Annotated in this window: 13 protein-coding genes and 1 pseudogene; 7 read left to right on the forward strand and 7 right to left on the reverse strand. The window is 69.2% G+C overall.

Annotated features, from left to right (window positions below; translation table 11 throughout):
* Positions 1-1,260: 1,260 nt before the first annotated feature.
* The 3 genes from ACIRPP_RS29520 to ACIRPP_RS29530 all read left to right on the forward strand — a co-directional run bounded on the left by ACIRPP_RS29520 (position 1,261) and on the right by ACIRPP_RS29530 (position 4,785).
* A complete protein-coding gene (locus ACIRPP_RS29520; protein WP_403649027.1) occupies positions 1,261-1,923 on the forward strand; it encodes a replication/maintenance protein RepL in 663 nt (220 codons plus the stop codon).
* Positions 1,917-2,333 (forward strand): hypothetical protein, encoded by a 417-nt coding sequence (locus ACIRPP_RS29525; protein WP_403649030.1) that lies wholly within the window; start codon positions 1,917-1,919, stop codon positions 2,331-2,333. The genes ACIRPP_RS29520 and ACIRPP_RS29525 overlap by 7 nt, the downstream gene beginning before the upstream one ends.
* A 1,006-nt stretch (positions 2,334-3,339) precedes the next feature.
* Positions 3,340-4,785: a DNA sulfur modification protein DndB gene (locus tag ACIRPP_RS29530; RefSeq protein ID WP_403649033.1), complete on the forward strand. Its 1,446-nt coding sequence runs from the start codon at positions 3,340-3,342 to the stop codon at positions 4,783-4,785.
* Between the two features lie 153 nt (positions 4,786-4,938).
* Here ACIRPP_RS29530 and ACIRPP_RS29535 read toward each other — a convergent pair whose 3' ends face one another.
* On the reverse strand, positions 4,939-5,805 hold the full coding sequence (locus tag ACIRPP_RS29535; RefSeq protein ID WP_403649036.1) for a GNAT family N-acetyltransferase: 867 nt from the start codon (positions 5,803-5,805) through the stop codon (positions 4,939-4,941).
* 306 nt (positions 5,806-6,111) lie between these two features.
* Positions 6,112-7,347, reverse strand: coding sequence for a hypothetical protein (locus ACIRPP_RS29540; RefSeq protein WP_403649039.1), 1,236 nt, complete (start codon positions 7,345-7,347; stop codon positions 6,112-6,114).
* A 230-nt stretch (positions 7,348-7,577) separates the two neighbouring features.
* Between ACIRPP_RS29540 and ACIRPP_RS29545 the strand changes: the two genes are divergently transcribed.
* On the forward strand, positions 7,578-8,546 hold the full coding sequence (locus ACIRPP_RS29545) for a hypothetical protein (RefSeq protein ID WP_403649042.1): 969 nt from the start codon (positions 7,578-7,580) through the stop codon (positions 8,544-8,546).
* Positions 8,547-8,757: 211 nt separating this feature from the next.
* Here ACIRPP_RS29545 and ACIRPP_RS29550 read toward each other — a convergent pair whose 3' ends face one another.
* Entirely contained in the window at positions 8,758-9,015 is a 258-nt protein-coding gene (locus ACIRPP_RS29550) for a hypothetical protein (RefSeq protein WP_403649045.1), read from the reverse strand.
* A gap of 130 nt (positions 9,016-9,145) precedes the next feature.
* Between ACIRPP_RS29550 and ACIRPP_RS29555 the strand changes: the two are divergent.
* Positions 9,146-9,936, forward strand: a pseudogene (locus ACIRPP_RS29555) (IS5 family transposase).
* Positions 9,937-10,359: 423 nt separating this feature from the next.
* On the opposite strand, the gene ACIRPP_RS29560 reads toward ACIRPP_RS29555, so the two are convergent.
* The gene (locus ACIRPP_RS29560) at positions 10,360-11,373 is read right to left on the reverse strand and encodes a helix-turn-helix domain-containing protein (RefSeq protein ID WP_403649048.1); all 1,014 of its coding nucleotides are present in this window, start codon (positions 11,371-11,373) and stop codon (positions 10,360-10,362) included.
* Between the two features lie 9 nt (positions 11,374-11,382).
* A complete protein-coding gene (locus ACIRPP_RS29565) occupies positions 11,383-11,643 on the reverse strand; it encodes a hypothetical protein (RefSeq protein ID WP_403649051.1) in 261 nt (86 codons plus the stop codon).
* A 982-nt stretch (positions 11,644-12,625) separates the two neighbouring features.
* Here ACIRPP_RS29565 and ACIRPP_RS29570 point away from each other — a divergent pair.
* Both ACIRPP_RS29570 and ACIRPP_RS29575 read left to right on the forward strand, forming a co-directional pair.
* Positions 12,626-12,892: a hypothetical protein gene (locus tag ACIRPP_RS29570; RefSeq protein WP_403649054.1), complete on the forward strand. Its 267-nt coding sequence runs from the start codon at positions 12,626-12,628 to the stop codon at positions 12,890-12,892.
* 428 nt (positions 12,893-13,320) lie between these two features.
* Positions 13,321-13,539 (forward strand): hypothetical protein, encoded by a 219-nt coding sequence (locus ACIRPP_RS29575; RefSeq protein WP_403649057.1) that lies wholly within the window; start codon positions 13,321-13,323, stop codon positions 13,537-13,539.
* Between the two features lie 107 nt (positions 13,540-13,646).
* Here the strand turns inward: ACIRPP_RS29575 and ACIRPP_RS29580 are convergent, their stop codons facing one another.
* Together ACIRPP_RS29580 and ACIRPP_RS29585 are read right to left on the reverse strand one after the other, a co-directional pair.
* Complete coding sequence (locus ACIRPP_RS29580; protein WP_403649060.1) at positions 13,647-14,237, reverse strand: hypothetical protein; 591 nt, start codon at positions 14,235-14,237, stop codon at positions 13,647-13,649.
* Positions 14,234-15,919: a DEAD/DEAH box helicase gene (locus tag ACIRPP_RS29585; RefSeq protein ID WP_403649283.1), complete on the reverse strand. Its 1,686-nt coding sequence runs from the start codon at positions 15,917-15,919 to the stop codon at positions 14,234-14,236. The genes ACIRPP_RS29580 and ACIRPP_RS29585 overlap by 4 nt, the downstream gene beginning before the upstream one ends.
* Positions 15,920-15,934: the final 15 nt, after the last annotated feature.

Below are 15,934 nucleotides of genomic sequence, written 5' to 3' on the forward strand. Positions count from 1 at the left end.
CCCGCGGAGCGGGATATGCCCCCGGCAAGCCGGGGGCATAGAGCGCGAATTGCGCAAGCGCAATTCGGATTCCGGCGCAAGCGCCGGAATGGAATTCCGCAAGCGGAATTCAAAAGGCGGGGCAATTCGCGCAAGCGCGAATTGTGGGCACCCGCGCAAGCGCGGGTTCCGGGGCTGGCAGCAAGGGGAGGTGCATCACGCGCGGGACTGTGTAGCCCCTGGGGTTTCAGGCCATCACCCCCGCAACGGAAGTGACGGACCATCGGCCTGACGGAGTGCCGGCCCCATCGCAGTGACGGGCTCCGCTGCGCTCCACCCGAACCCCTCCCCAACTCCCGAAACCGTCCGCTCACGTTCACCAATACCCCGCCAGGATACACGCCAACCCGCCATGATGAGGGGGAATCCGTCGACGCATCACCCGCGCGAGCGAACGCGCAGCTAGCGTGATGCATCGCTGACACTGACTGTGTAGCGTTTGGGTCCGGGCCTCACCATCCCCGACCTCGCCCCAAATCCACCGGACGCATACAGAATTGCCGGGCCGTGAATAGCTCAGCCGCTGAACGGAAGCCCGATATGGGAATGCTTGAATTCAACGTGCGGAGGTACCGGAGCCGAATGGCCCCCGGGCCATTCGGCGGAACCGTCTACCATCCACGGCCACGCCTTAGCGCTGTTGAGCGTCACGGCCGGCACTACCGGAGACTCAGAGCCGATGGTGCCGTCCACGACCCGCACCGGAGCAGCCGAGCCCGCACGCGAAGCCGTCTCAGCCGTCGGGGTGTGCCGTGCGCAGCAGAGGGGCCGGGGCGGGCCGGGTGGCGCTCGTGGGCGCGAGGGGCCGTGGCGTGCGCACCTGGTGACTGTGGTGGTCGGTGCCGTCGGGGGCGGTGGCCCCGGTGCGAGCTGAGGTCCTGGTGTGGCCCTCGCGCGCGCGTGCGTCTTAGGGAAAAGAGGGCACCTCGCAGAAACATGCCCTGACCTGCACTTTTGCGAGAGGGGATGTGTCAGCCGCGACACATTGACCTGCGGAAATGTGCTCGTGGTGCCACACCGACACCCGTATTTGCCAACCCAGCTTGTACAAGTGTGGATCGTTGCAGGTGGCGGCAGGTTTCCAGGGAACACGGCCCGAATCCGATGTGTCGGCGTCGACACCAAAGCGCCACGCCAGCGTGTACAAATCTGCCAACTGAGCTTGAACAACTGCTAGTGTCCGGCGCGTACCCCACAAGATCGAGGACAGGACCCCCGTCGATGCCACCCCAGCCCAAGCGCCCTTCCGCCGGCCGCGGCAAGGGCCGCATCGCCGCCGTTCCGCCCGGTGGTGACAGCGCCTTCCGCGAGACCCTGTCCTCCAGGCTGGGCAAGGACATCAAGCCGCCGACCCGCAAGCGGCCCGTGCAGCAGATGGACGTCAGCGTCCGATACACGTACCGCGCGCCCCACGACATGTACGGCCGGTCCGGCTACAGCGTGGTCTCCAACGACTTCCTTGCCGACGTCCTGGCGGTGCTCATCGCGCAGCACGGCATGTCGCCGATCCAGTCCGCGGTCCTCCTGTGGTGCATCGGCCGGCAGCGCGAGGGGTGGCTGCGCGCCACGCACAAGAAGATCGCCGACAAGCTGGGCGTGGAGCGGTCGAACGTCACCCGGGCCATCGGCCGGCTGGAGCACTGGCACATGATCCAGCGCGTCGACAACGGGCTGATCTTCGTGAACCCGATGCTTGGGTTCGAGGGCAACGGCGACGTCCAGCGCGAGATCCTGGACGCGCTGCGCGACCGGGAGACCGGGAAGCTGCCCGAGGACGTCTTCCCCGCCCTCAACGCCCCGCGACCGCCGCGCAGCGTGCAGCTGGAGCTCGGTGCCGAAGACGGGGAAGATGGAGTTGTCGACGAGGAGGGGCAGGCATGCTGATCCAGGCCAGCGCCGGTTTCGGAATGCTGTACCGGCTGGACCTCACCAAGGCTGCCATGGATCTGCTGAGCGCCCTCATCGAGTGTCAGGAGCCCGGTGGCGAGGTGAACGCCTCCCAGGCCGAGCTGGGGGCCCGCGTGGGCCTGTCCAGGAACTCCGCAAACACCGCGATGGCGCTGCTGGAGAGCAGAAACCTCGTACTGCGCCCCAAGGACCGCAAGTACCGTACCTACTACCTCCACCCCTACGTCGCCTCCTACGCCTCCCAGGAAGAGCTCGAGGAAGCGATCGAGGACGCTTCCGAGCGCATCGAGGCCGGCGAGCTGCCCGAGATCACCGCCCCGCTGTACGAGACCGCGCCGCCCAAGCGCCAGAGCCAGCCGCTCCGGGCCGTCCGCGCCGCCGGGTGACGCCGCCCGTCATCACCCCCGGGCGATAACCCACCCGCCAAATGTGCCCCTGCCGCACAGGAATGTGCAGCAGGGGCACACACGTCTGCCCCGAGCGGGCGCACCCGCGCTGCATGCAGCAGCAGTGCATAGAGTCAGCCCGGAACATCGCAGATCTGCGATCTTATGCAGCGCTGCAGCGGGCCCACCGTCGTACTGGAGCCCGCGGAACAGGAGCCGGTGGCCGGGTGCAGCACAGCCCGAGCAGCGCGTGCAGCAGCTGGCCGTGCTGCACCGGCCGGGGCGGGCTGCTGCCTGTGCAGCACCCGTGCGGTGCCCGGCCCATGCAAATGCTGCGCTCCCCCCGGAGACCGCCCTGCTGCACCCGGCGACCACCACCAGGAGCACGAGCAGCAACCAGGCAGCAGCACCAGGAGCAGCATCTACAACACGGTTGTCGTGCAAGGCGCGGCGGTCGCCGGACATCGCGTAGCGGCGCGCAGCGAGCCCGTGTTCGAAGGGCTCGCCGATCTGCTCGCACAGCAGCGCCAGGACGTCGGCGGCCTCGGATGTCGGAGAGGTAGGCCGGGGCGACTTCGAGCATCAGCTCGCCGATCGCGTGGGTGCTGGCGGCGAGGTCGTCGACGACGGCGCGCAGCGCAGCGATGGCCGGGTCCGCCGGCGGATCGGCGGGCGGCGGTTGTGGGCGAGTGCGGCGAGGCTGCGGGTGATCAGCTGTGCGACGTCGCCGGTACGGCCGGAGACGGCGATCAGGGCGCGCTGGGACAGGCCGTAGTCGAGCGCGGCCGCGGCGGCCGGGCCGGTCTCTCACGGGTTTCGACGCGCGCCGCCCTCAGGGAAATTGGCCTGGCGCATTTTCTGATGGGTTTTCAATTTCTGCGCGCTACAGCTAGCGTGGTCGGCACCACAGAAAGCTCCGGCCCGGCGGCTGAGGGCTCTGGACAAGCATGCCGCCGGGCCGGACCCGTGCGCGGACCCGTAGGCCCGCAGAGACGAGGTTAGTGCCTTGAGCACGACCACCCTGCCCGACAGCAAGCAGCTGCGTGCCGCCCTCAAGGGCGAGAAGCCGCCGATCCGCTTCGAACGGATCGGCTTCCTGTCCCAGGCCGGTGAGCTGCGGAAGATCGTGTGGTCCGAGCCCACGAAGTCGCTCGCCGAGAACTGGACCTTCGGCAACCTGCTCAAGCGCGAGGACTACGACCTCGACGACGACGGCCGCCCTGGTCAGCGTGGTGTCTACGAGGAGCAGGTCAAGAAGATCGCCGACGGCATCCGGACCACCCCGCGCCCTTATCTGGGGACGCTGGTGGTCGGCATGCAGCCGGACAAGGAGCTCGTAGAGATCGAGACCATCCAGGAGGTCATGCCCGGGGTCTCCCTGGCCAGGATCACCGTTCGCGAGGGCGCGCCGGTTGTCTGGTCCGTCGACGGACAGCACCGGGAGTACGCCCTCGACCGAGTCTGGAATCTTGTGAAGGACGCCGAGGAAGGCGAGGCCCTGGAGGTCCGCCGGTATCTGGAGCAGTCCGCCACGGAGATCACGCTGCTCCTGGAGGGCGACCCCGACATCCTCGCCACCCTGTTCGTGAAGATGGGCTCGACCAAGCCCATCGACGCATCGCTGATCGCGGTCATGGACAAGGAGAACGCGACCAACCGGCTCGGCCAGTACGTCATCAAGAACGCCCGGCTGTGCGCTGGCCGGGTCGGCTACCTCCCTGATTCCGCCCACAAGAGGCGTGATCCGAACTTCACCGGCCTCTACAAGGCCGCCGGGGTGCGTTCGGCTGCGTCCGCCATCGCGGGTGTCGGTGTCCGCGATCGCTCCCCCAAGGCCCGCGAGGCGCACCTCGCTGCCGTCATCCGCAAGCGAGTGACCTCCACCGGGCTGTCCGGCAACGAGGCCCTCGCCTCGGTCGGCGCCGAGGTCGTGGAGCTCCTTGACCTAGCGTTCGAGCGCATCCCCGGCTGGCGCGAGCTGTCCAACAACACCCTGACCGTTCCGGAGTTCCGCAAGCGGTACCTCCACTCGGCGACGGCCGGCCTGCACGTCATCGCAAACGTCATCGCGGCGGCCCGCATTGCCGGTCTCGACCCCCACAAGGTTGTGGACGCCCTCGCCGACCTCCCGTGGCAGCGAGACGCCCTCCGAACCATTCCGGAGGACAAGAAGGCCGGCACCCAGGAGTACGCCGTGCACGTCTTCTTCGAGGGCACCCTCGCGAAAACCGTCTATGACGAGCGTGCGCTGTGCTGGCGGGCCGGCGCCTCCGGTGCGACCCGCTCGAACTACGAGCTGGCGATCAAGACGGTCCTGCGGCACATCGCCGCAGAGCGCCCCGACCTCCAAGCGCTTGACAGCGACGCCACGTTCACCGAGCTCGGCCTGATCGCCCGACGCAGCGTCGGGCGGCCGAGGAAGACGGCCGCCGTACCGGCCGCCGCGAAGTAACAGCCGCTCTCTCCAGGGCCCGCACGGTACGTCCGTGCGGGCCTACGCGTCGACGGCCGGGGCCGCGGCGCGACGTCGCCGGTACAGGCGGAGAACAGCGATCAGGGCGCGCTGGGACAGGCCGTAGTCGAGCAGCGGCCGCGGTCCCACTCCTCAGTTACGGGACTGGCCCAGGAAGGCATCGAACATGGCGCGGGCGCGTTCCGGCCCGTAGAGGGTCATCTGCTGCCGGGCGAAGGCCTCGATGCGTTCCTTCATCTCGCTGAGCTCCTGCGGCGTGTCCAGGTGCGTCGGGTCGAACGGCTCCTCGACACCGACCACCGCCGGGAACGGCTGGTCCGCGGTCCCGATGTCGTAAGCGCGCACCTCGGGAACGAGCGGCAGCACGATCAGGCGGGAGCCCTCCGTCAGGCTGAGCGCAGCAGCGGAGGGCGCGTACAGGTTGCCAACCTTCTCCCGCAGGAAGAACCCGGCCGTCTCCGTCGGGGAGACGATGAACCCCCACCGCTCGTACATGAGCGCCAGATCGTCGTCCCACACGTAGCCGGTCAACATCCGGCGGCCGCGCTGACGCTCGATGTCGGCGGCCGCACGGACCAGCTGCCGGCCGATGCCCTGCCCGCGGGACGCGGGCGACACAGCCATGAAGGCCAGGTGCGCGGTGACCGCGTTGACCCGGTCGAACATCTTGGCCTGCATGCCAACCTGCTGGGCATACAGGTTCTGGTGCGCCTCCAGCTCAGCCAAGTGGTCGCCCGGCTTCGAACCGAGGTTGCCGCCCTGCACCAGCACCGCGCCCAGCAGTGTGCGGCGCCGCTCGAAGACCAGCAGGCGGAACGGCTCGGCGAACCGGGTCGTATCGACCCCGCTGTCGAGGAGATGACAGGACGCCGCCAGCAGCGTCTGGTCCTCCTCATCCCGGGCAACCTCCGCAAGCAGGTTCCGGATCGCGTCGCCTTCTCCGACACGAGCCGGACGTACGCCCGACGTCTCCCCCTTGCGTGCCTTGACCCGCCCCATGTGTCTCTCCTCGGTTTCGGTGGTGCGCAGCTTCCGGAGAAGCAGCTCACCGTCGTTGCTCCCGTCAAGAATCGCCCCGGCCCGGCGGTTGCGTGGAGATCCCGCGAAGAATCCTGCGGAAGAGCGGATGCCGGAGGTTCTCCGAGGTGCGAGGGAGCGACGGAGCGTACAGGTGCACGATGGGCGCCGTCCTGGTCTGCTCGCCCATGACTCCACCGTCCTGCGCCGGCGGGCGGCATCAGGGCGTACGGAAGCGCGGTGCGCGAGCTCCACCTCACAACCTCACAGCCTCATAGCTCAGCGCGTCTACCTGGGGATACGGGCTGTGAGGCTCACAATCTCCGCGTCATCTGGGAAGTCCAGGCGCTGGCGCGGCCGAGGGAGCAACACGTCCGGGACGCCGGGCAGCAGACCCCTGTTGCGTAGGAACTTGACGCGGCCGCGGCACCAGGAGGAACAGAACTCCCGGGGCCGGCGTCCGGACACGGGGCAGGGCTGGGTGCACACCAGGCACTGGCCTGGGGCGGCGACGGACGCCAGGCGTTTCAGGAGGTCCCGGACCCGGTCTTCCTCCTCCTGCTCGTACGGTTCGACGTCAGCCGTGCAGCCTTCGAGTAACTCGGTGAACGCGGCCCGGAAGGCGGGGAGCTCGCGGCGGCAGGCTCCGAGCAGGTCCAGGTACTCCTCTACCGGCCAACTGGCCAGCGTGCCCGAGCGTGAGAGGTACAGGCCGAGGGTGTCGATCCGGTACCGGTCCTCCGTGTCGAGCAGCAGGTAGCCGGTCAGCTGCCACGCTTCTGCTTGGCGCAGGGTGCGGGTGTATCGGGTGCTCTTGAAGTCAAGCAGCAGCCCGTCGACGGCCAGGTCGGCGTCCGCGGCGATGCGGTCGGTCGGGAAGGTGGGCGCTGGCGTGCAGTCCTCCGGCCGTGTGCGGGACCGCAGGTCATTCAGCGGGCCGTCGGCGGCCTTGTAGAGCTGGGCGACGACATCGGCCACCATGTCGCGGTGCGGCAGCTGGAGCAGCCGGTCTAGGGTGAAGGCACCAGGATCTTCTCGGGCGGCAATGGCCAGCGGGGTGAAGGCGAACCCGATCGAAGTGCGGTAGCTGACCTGGTACCAGGCTGCGGCGATCAGCAGGCGGGCCAGATCCTCCTCCTCATCATGGGCGCGGTCCATCGGGAGCTCTCGGTTGTCGAGCTGCAGACGCATGACCGTCTCCTGAAGGCGCTCCATGAGCTCTTCGCCCACCTCCCGCATCCGCTGCCGGGCGTCGGATTTGTAGGAGCCGGTGAGCAGGATGCCGAGGCGGGCGACGTGGTCGACGGGCTCGGCGGCGGTGAATGCCAGGCGGAGCCGGTAGTCGATTGCGGTGCCGACGTTGCCGGCCTCCGTGCCGACGCCCGGCCCCGGCATCAGGACCTGGCTGCTGCGGTCCCGAGCCCGGAAGCTCTTACGCAGCGGGTGGACACCGGCCGACAGTTCACGGTCTAGGAACCGGCGCAGCGGGGTGCGTGGACAGTGAATCTCGGAGGTCAGGCTCATCAAGTCACCGCCTTGGGCAACAGGCGCCACCAGGGCGCGGTTGAGTCGCGATGAACCGGGACGGTACGCAGCAGGACTGACAAATCGTCACCCGCAAGAATTAGCCGACAGGCACGGCACGTAAGCGGATCACCTGATCGTGTGATCAGGGCAGGGTGGAGCTGCCGAAGGGTGGGCTTCGCCCTGAAAATGCCCCCCGCCCTGCCAGCGGCTGTCGGTACCGTCCGGTCATGGAATCGCCGGTCACGTTCGATCGTCTCTACGTAGGTGCCAAGCGCTTCGCGCGCCTGGCGATGGAAGCCCACGCCGAAGAGGACCAGGAGGTCTTCCTGTTACACGCTGGCGTCAGCGTCGAACGCCTGGCGAAGGCGGCATTGGTCCTCGTCCATCCCACCTTGCTCACCGAGGTGAACGGCAAGGACGACATGCTGCTGCACTTCGCGGGAGCGGTGTCCGAACCGCCGGCCCGGCTCAGGACCATCGGCGCGTCGACAGCGATCGGTCGGCTGCGGAAGATGGACGTCCTCCCGCAGAAGCCCAGAAGCGAGGCTGCTGACCTCGACGGCCTGATCGAGCTGCGCAACGGTGTCGCTCACCTCGGTGCAGAGGACGTGGAGGACTACCTGGGAGTCTTCACGGCGACCGTGGACAAGCTCTTGCAACATGTGAGGCAGGACCGCGGAGCCTTTTGGGAGTCGTGGTCGGACACGGTCCAGGTGATCCTCGACGACAGGGCAGACCGCTTGCAGAAGGCCGTCCGGCTGAGGATGGACCAGGCCCGGCACCGGTTCCGGACACGCTTCGCTGACCTCCCGGACGGAGCGGTCGAGGGCGCCGCGCAGGCGGTGAGCGAGCGCGGGCTGATAGTGGTCGAGGTCGGTCCAGGAAAGGCGCTGTTCCAGACGTTGAGCCAGTGCCCCGCCTGCGACTGGGAAGCCGCCGCTCTGTTCCTGGCCGTGGGCGAGGACTCCCCACTGTTCGACATGGAACTGACGGCCGAAGGTCTTCTGTGCGGGCTGTGCGGGTTCCACCTCTCCAGCACGGATGAGGTTGAGGCCGTCGGCTTGCCGACCGTTGTCCGCTACTCCGTGGAGGACCTGACGCGCATCGTCGCCGAAGGCCCGGATCCTGCAGAGCGCCTTGCCACACTCAAGCTTGCCCTGCCGACTGTGCGAACCCACGCCCACGACAGCTTCTAGAACGACGTGCTCGTCTCCCGGTAAAAAGGCCACGGCCACGCGGAGGGCAGGAAGCCAGCCGTCCAGGGCACGGCGCAGGGTGCGCGCGGAGACGGGCTGTGCGTGATCGCTCGCCCGGCGGGCGATGGTCTCGTAGGTCAGCGCGCCCTTGATGCCGCGCAGCCAGCCCCGGAGGGCGGCCAGTTCGGCCGGTTCGGCACGGGGCCCCGGCTCACCGGCCGATGAGGGCGGCGAGCAGGCGGTTTGCGCGGCCGGGGAGCAGCAGCAGGACGGCGGCCGCGGTGATGGCGGTCAGGACGGCGGGGATCGGCCGCTCGAGGACGGCGAGCACGGTCACCGCGGTGATCGCGGTGACGACGACGGCCGCTTCGCTCGCACCCAGGGGGACGGAGGCCGTCGCAGCGGACGGCAGGGCGCGGTCGGGCGAAGCGGGCTCGGCGGGTGGGACGGTGGTCAGGGTGGTGGGCATGACGGTGCCTTTCGGGCGGTGTGCGGGTGCTGGATGACCGGTCCTAGGGTCTGTCGTCAAATGATCTTCGATCGGGGATCATGGTCGGGTGATACGTCGCCATGAACTGTCCGATGCCGAGTGGGCCTTCGTGCAGCCGCTGCTGCCCCGGTCCGAGCGGGGCCGCAGACGGCTGGACGACCGGACGGTCCTCAACGGGATCGTGTGGAAGTTCCGGACCGGAACGGCCTGGCGGGACGTGCCCGAGCGGTATGGCTCCTGGGCGACGCTGCACACCCGCTTCCGCCGGTGGGCCAAGGACGGCACCTTCGAGCGGATGCTCCGGGCCGCCCAGGCCAGGGCCGACGCGGCCGGGGACATCGAGTGGCTGGTGTCGGTCGACTCCACGATCGTCCGAGCCCACCAGCACGCGGCCGGAGCGCGAAAAGGGGGCTCCACTCCCCGGGACTCGGCCGGTCCAGAGGCGGTCTGACCAGCAAGATCCACCTGGCCTGCGATGGCGCCGGCCGCCCGCTCGCCTTTACCGTCGCCGGCGGGAACACCAACGACTGCACGCAGTTCACCGCCGTGATGGAGGCGATTCGGGTGCCCCGGCCGGGTCCGGGACGGCCCCGGGTCCGCCCCGACCACGTCATCGGCGACAAGGGCTACAGCTCCAAGGCCATACGCACCTGGCTGCGGCGACGGAACATCCGGCACACCATTCCGCAACGGTCCGACCAGGTTCGCAACCGGATCCGGCGCGGGAGCCAGGGCGGACGTCCGCCGGCCTTCGACAAGCAGGTCTACAAGCGGCGCAACGTCGTCGAACGGTGCTTCAACCGCCTCAAGCAATGGCGTGGCATCGCCACCCGCTACGACAAGACCGCCGAGTCCTACCAAGCAGCCGTCACCCTCGCATCGCTGCTGATGTGGGCGTGACATTTGACGACAACTCCTAGGAGGGGAGTTCGTCCGGCGCGGTGACGACGATGGTGGCAGCGCGCGTGCCGGGGACGCGAGCCGGTCACCGAAGGCCCTGCGGCCGACGTCAGCTGCGGCACGCGCACGCCGGTGCAGGTCGCAGGCCAGAAGAGGTCAAGAGCTGTCCACGACCTCCGGGTGCGCCGACGTCGGCCGCGCGCCGACCGTCGGATCGGTTGCGGGTGTGCTGCTCCCGCCGTGCGCTTCTGGTGTGCTGCGCCCGCCTTGTCCGGCCGCCGGGCGTTGTCCCTCGCGGTGTGGGTGTCGTCGAAGGGGATGGTCCGCGGTGGCCTGGCGCGGGTGGTCTTGTGGCCGGGGCGCCGTGGTGCGCGCCCCAGGCCCGGCCGTCCCCCGCGGGTCCGGCCGGGCGCGGATCGGCGTCTATCCCGGGCGGGTGCCGTGTGCTCGCCGGCTGCTCTTCGTCTCCCAGACCGTCCCGGGCACCAGTTCGCGGACTGTGAGGATTCCGGCGGGAGCGGCGCCGCGATGGGCCCGAGAGGAGGACTTGGCCTCCACGAGGACGAGATCGCCGCGGGGTGCGAGGGCGGCGATGCTGTCGGGGCCCTGCAGGGCTCCGGGGAGGCGGTTCGATTCGACGAACAGGTCCCGTGCGGTTCGCATGATGGTGTCCAGGGAGCGGGGCGGGGCGGTGCCGTTGCGGTGCGCCTCGCCGGCGATGAGGTAGGCGGTGCCGACGGTGAGGGCGGTCTCGATGTCCTCGGGGGACATGGAGTCCATCAGGTCCCTGAACCACGGGGTGATCTTGTCGGTCCCCCGGCCGGGCCCGGTGACGGGCCGGACCTGGGGGCGCGGGGGCGCCGGGCGGCTGCTGCGGGCTTGCTGGATGCGCAGGAACGCCTCGCGGTAGTGCCGCTGGGCGGAGGGGCGCACCCGGCACACGTCCAGGAAGGTTTGCAGCTGCCCGGCGTCAGCGGGCAGGCCGCGACGCTTGATGATCCGCCAGGCGGTGGTGCGCGGGATCCGCGTCCGGTCTCCTGCGGGGCGGACAAGGTCGCTCAGGGAGGGCGCGCCGGCCCGTTCGTACTCCGCGGCGAGCGCCGCGCCGAGGTCCTGTGCGGTGCGGATGAGCGCCGGCGCGGGCGCCTCGAGGCCGCGGAGCCGGTCGCGGCGGTCGGTGCGGCCCTGGTTGCGCAGGACGTACGCGCGGTCCCGGGCTGCCCGGTCGGCCCCGCAGGCGCGCACGAGGGCGTCGAGGACGGCCGTCGAGGGCGCCGCGGTGCCGGACTCGGCGCGCTGGACGGTGCCGCGGGAGACGGCCGCCGCGGCTGCGAGGCCGAGCTGGGACATCCGCGCGGCCCTGCGGAGGGCGACCAGGTGCTCGGCGAGGCCGGCGAACGGCCTGCCGGGGCCGCCACCGGGACGGGACGAGGTCATGGCCGGCTCCTACTTGCCCGCGCTGGAGCGCACCGCGGCCTCGACGAGGACGGCCATCAGCCGGCGCCCGCCGCCGGCCGCGGCGAGGGTGCCTGCGCCGATCGCCCCGCACCCGCCGAGCAGGACGAAGATGTCGCCGATCGGCGTGCCCTTGAGGAACAGGGCGGTGCTCAGCACGAGGACGGCGATCAGCAGGATCAGCGCGTGCGTGGGCCCCAGGCGCCCGGCGGGCGCCTCGGCGGGCGGGGGAGAAGAAGGCAGGTGGCTCATGGTGCGCAGGACTCCGTCCTGACAAGGGCCCCGGGCACGAAGCGGCCGGGACCTGGGCTGATGGTCGCAAGCACACGCAGCCCAGCGGCAGTTGGCCCTGCACGAAGCGGGGCTGCGCGGTACGCAACAGCCTTCCACGACCGGCCCGGTGACCATCCCGCGCCCCTGCCCGACCTGTCCGTTTCGCCGTTTCCTGGCCTCACGGATGTTCCGCTTACCGCTGCGGAACTTCTTGCCCGTCCCGTCCTCCGACGCCGGGCTGCCGCCGAGCAGTTGACCGTCCGCCAGGCCCTGTACGGCCCAACGTTCGTTCCAGCCCATTTGCGGTCTAGCCCCTTCGGTAGGACGCTGCGCAGCGTCGATGCCAACCGAGCTGCGTTGGTGTCGCCCTGACGGCAAGTTGGTCGCAAGCCCGAGCCCTTCAGGACATAACGGCAGGCGCGTTGGCCCGCGCCCGCCGACACCCGGCCGGTACCGCCCTCGGTACCGGCCCTCGGTGTTTCCGGTGCGGCCCGGACCCCGCGCCCCTTACGCCCGGTGGTGATGCTGCGTTTCGTGCCGGGACGACGTCGTGGGCCATCTCGGCGGGCGCGGGGCTCTCGTGCCTGCTCCGTTGCTCGGTCCTACCGAAGGCGCCGCGACGACGACGGAGACTGGCATGCTGCAGCCCAGAGGAACCTTTTCAACCGCATGCTCGGACAGCTCTATCACTGCCTCCAGCACCGCAAGCTGTTCGACGAACACACGGCCTTCCCCATCGAACTCGCTGCGGCAGCTTGACACGTTAGGCGCCTGAGGTGTCTCACAGGATCACAGTTCACCTCGGCTACCTGGGGAAACGGCCTGTGAGCCTGCCAGCCTCACAGCGTGACACCGTTGCGGGGCGCGGGTCTGTCACGCTGACCCACGACGGCGGGCGCGGGTCCCGTCGCACGAGGCGGAGGGGGCCGGGTGGCGGGGATCCCAGCGGGAGCCGGCGGAGGTGCGGATACCCAAGGCAGCGCTGGACGCCTTCGCCGCGGCGCTGAGCGTGCGCACGGTGGCGATGCGGACGTGGCCCGACGGCATCGAGTGGATGTACCCGGTGGGCACGTGGGACGAGGCGCACTTGGAGGTGGCGCTCATGCCCGGCGGCGAGGAGGTGTGGCTGCGGATGTCCACTGACCGCTCCAGCGTCGCCGTGTGGACCATCGAGCAGTGGTGGGCCTTCTCCGGGGAGCTGCCCGGCGCGACGCCGCCGCAAGCCTGAGACGCGAGGCCCACGGCGGTTCGGCCGGCGCACGGACGGCGGAGGTCGGCGTGGCTCCGGCGGGCCCGGGTCGTTGAGCATCCGGCCGCACCGCAGGCACTGCGGTGGGCTGGCCGCCGTAGCAACGCGAACGAGGACCGATGCCGAAGAAGCCCGCCCACGACCCGACGTACGGCTACGACCCGGGACGCGCACGGTCCGGGTCGACCAGCACGACCTGGCGCGGCTGCTGTTGATGTTCCGCTCGCTGATGCGTGAGCAGAAGCCGGGCTCGTGGGAGCACATGCGGGACTACGACCTGTCCTTCGAGCGCCTCGCGGACGCGGTCGATGCCAGCTCGCAGATCCGGTACGGCAAGCGCTGGACGGGGCCTGATCTGCGGATGCGCTGCACGACGACCGAGCCGGTGTACGACCTGGCCGCAGGGCGTGCCGTACGACGGGGAGGCGACGTTCACCTGGATGGTGCCGGGCTACGGCTTGCACGCCTCCGAGGACGATCAGGTGGACCTCTACTCGAACACGGCGCTGTGCGGGTTCTACTGGGTGAAGGGCGACAGGCCGCGCCGGGTGGAGGGCCTGCCGGACTGCCCGGAGTGCCGGCGCGAGGTCCAGCTCGGTGCCGAACGGCCCCGCGGCAGCTGGTGACTACCGGTTGCCGCCCGGGTGACTACCGCTGGACGGCCGTCGACGATGCGAAACGCCTCGACCCGGCAACTGCAATGCCGGGGTCGGGGCGTAGCAGCGCGACAGAGTCATTCTGCTGGTCCCTCTTCGCTGAGCAGCTTGATGAGATGTGCGAGTTCCTCCGGTTTGAGATTCTTTCTGAGCGCCCGCGCTGCTGACTCTGGCTTGGACACCGGCACGCTGATCGTGCGAGCCCGGAAGCCTCCCTGGACCATGGCTGCGTGCGCGCTCAGCTCTCCAGCCAGGACCCGGGCGTGGAGTTCTGGCGCGTCTTTCTGTAGGCGCCGTAGTGCGGCTGCCTGCTTGGTGCTGGGAGGCGTTGCTTCACTGTTGTGGGGGTCGGGATCGCGAGAGGTTTTCTCGCCTCCTAGGGCGCGGTCGAGCAGGTCGAGGGCGGCTGGGTCATCAGCGACCATCCGCCGTACCAGGTCGACTGTCGCGCCCAGTCCTTTTAGAGGCGGAGTCGTCACGAAGCCGACGAAGTCCGTGTGCTGCACGACTTCACCGCGGACGGTCTCGAACTCCTGCCAGGCCCCTTCTTCCAGCACACGACTCAGAAGGGGCGGGGTGTGCTTCAGGCCGTGCCCGCCCCGGTCCACAGTCGACGAGAGCGCGTCGATGAGGCTTCCGCGGGCCCGGAGCGGGCTGGAATCGGTCATGTGATCTCCTTCAGCCACCGGTGAGCGAAGGCGGCACCGGTCTCGAGCTGCTTGATACTGGCATCCGCGCGCTTGCGGACGCCCATCGCCTCGTTGATCTTGCCTTGTACAACCGCATGCTCAAGACCCGCCACGATGCTGATTCGGCGTGCGAGGCGGCTCACCTCGTCCCGCTTCAGCTTGCGGAGCCGGAACGCGGGGGTACCTGCGTTTGCGTCCTTTGCGGGCGCCGGAGTCTCAATGGTGACGCGCGCTTGTGGGACTCCGAGCTGTTCCCTGACCATCTGGCGCAGGGAGGGCAAGGCGCTGGAGGGGAAGGAGTACTGCTGCAGCATGCGCTGGGCGTACTCGTGTTCCTCGGGTGTGTACTCCTCGCCGCCATGGATGGCCCGGTCGAACGTCGGCTCGGAGGCGGCGATCGGGATCCTGGCGAACAGCTCGAAGGTCTGTTGCCCGTTTGACTCCTCTCCCTGTTCCTTCTCGAACTCCTCCTCCTCGAGCTTGAGCTCGTGCTGGATCTCCTTCTCCACCTGGGCCGCCAGGACCCGCAGGGGAGCGATCGCCGGGGCGAAGATGAGGGCGGGGTGCTCTTCGTCCTTCTTTCGACGCACGAACCGGCCTACGGCCTGGCGGAAGAACATTTCGGTCTTGGTCTGGGTTGCGTAGACGCCCACGGCGAGACGCGGTACGTCGACGCCTTCGGAGACCATGCGCACTGCCACCAGCCAGCGAGCGGTGCTCTGGGCGAAGGCTTCGATGCCGGCGTTCGCTTCAGGGCCGTCCTCACTGAGGACGACCGTGGGCCTTTCACCGGTGATCTCGAAGAGCATTTGCGCGTACGCCCGTGCCTGCGAGCCTCGATAGGCGATGACCAGACCCCCAGCCTTGGGGACTTCGGTGCGCAGTTGCCGGAGGGCGTTGTCGGCGTGCCCGAGCAGCTTGCGCATCCAGCCGGTGCCGGGGTCCAAAGCAGTCTCAAGGGCGGCCGATGCATCGCTTCGTTGAAGCTCCGCCGACAGGTTCGCGCTGGACGTGACGTGGTCTGAGCCCTGCCACTTCATCTCGCCGTCGTAGAAGTGGAAGTCGACCTGGCGGCAGACGCCGTCGCGGATCGCCCGTCCGTACCCGTAGGAGTAGTCGGCCTGGGACTTTCCGTCTTCGCCATACTGCACGAACGGGATGGGGTTGTTGTCCGAGCGGAACGGTGTGCCTGACATCGCCAGCCGTCGGCGCGCAGGGCCGAAGGCCGTCTGCACCGCGGCGCCCCACGCCTTCTCGTCACCGGCGTGGTGAATCTCGTCGAGGATGACCAAGGTCGGCCGTTGGCCGCAGCCCAGACGGTGAAGATCCGGAGTCGAGGCGACCTGCGCATAGGTCAGGACAGCGCCCTTGTAGTCGGAGGGGTTCTCAAGTCCGTCCGCGTTCTTCGTGGACGGATCGAGGGCGATGCCGCAGTTGTGTGCGTTGTCGGCCCACTGGACCTTGAGATGCTCGGTGGGAACGACGACGATCACGCGCGTGACGACGCCAGCTGTCAGCAGCTCGTGGGCCACACGGAGAGCGAAGGTCGTCTTGCCGGCGCCGGGCGTTGCAACGGTCAAGAAGTCGCCCGAGTTGGAGCCGAGGTAGGCATCCAATGCTTCGCGCTGCCAGCCACGCAGGCTCGGCCCAGTCCACCCCATGGATCGGTCTCCCTT

The organism is Streptomyces sp. NPDC101219, from assembly GCF_044767675.1.
Classification (GTDB): Bacteria; Actinomycetota; Actinomycetes; order Streptomycetales; family Streptomycetaceae; genus Streptomyces.

Coding starts and splice junctions, on each gene's coding strand:
- ACIRPP_RS29560 (WP_403649048.1), bottom strand. CDS start 11,373: ATGACCTCGTCCCGTCCCGGTGGCGGCCCCGGCAGGCCGTTCGCCGGC.
- ACIRPP_RS29550 (WP_403649045.1), bottom strand. CDS start 9,015: ATGCCCACCACCCTGACCACCGTCCCACCCGCCGAGCCCGCTTCGCCC.
- ACIRPP_RS29580 (WP_403649060.1), bottom strand. CDS start 14,237: ATGACCGATTCCAGCCCGCTCCGGGCCCGCGGAAGCCTCATCGACGCG.
- ACIRPP_RS29535 (WP_403649036.1), bottom strand. CDS start 5,805: ATGGGGCGGGTCAAGGCACGCAAGGGGGAGACGTCGGGCGTACGTCCG.
- ACIRPP_RS29585 (WP_403649283.1), bottom strand. CDS start 15,919: ATGGGGTGGACTGGGCCGAGCCTGCGTGGCTGGCAGCGCGAAGCATTG.
- ACIRPP_RS29525 (WP_403649030.1), top strand. CDS start 1,917: ATGCTGATCCAGGCCAGCGCCGGTTTCGGAATGCTGTACCGGCTGGAC.
- ACIRPP_RS29545 (WP_403649042.1), top strand. CDS start 7,578: ATGGAATCGCCGGTCACGTTCGATCGTCTCTACGTAGGTGCCAAGCGC.
- ACIRPP_RS29565 (WP_403649051.1), bottom strand. CDS start 11,643: ATGAGCCACCTGCCTTCTTCTCCCCCGCCCGCCGAGGCGCCCGCCGGG.
- ACIRPP_RS29540 (WP_403649039.1), bottom strand. CDS start 7,347: ATGAGCCTGACCTCCGAGATTCACTGTCCACGCACCCCGCTGCGCCGG.
- ACIRPP_RS29520 (WP_403649027.1), top strand. CDS start 1,261: ATGCCACCCCAGCCCAAGCGCCCTTCCGCCGGCCGCGGCAAGGGCCGC.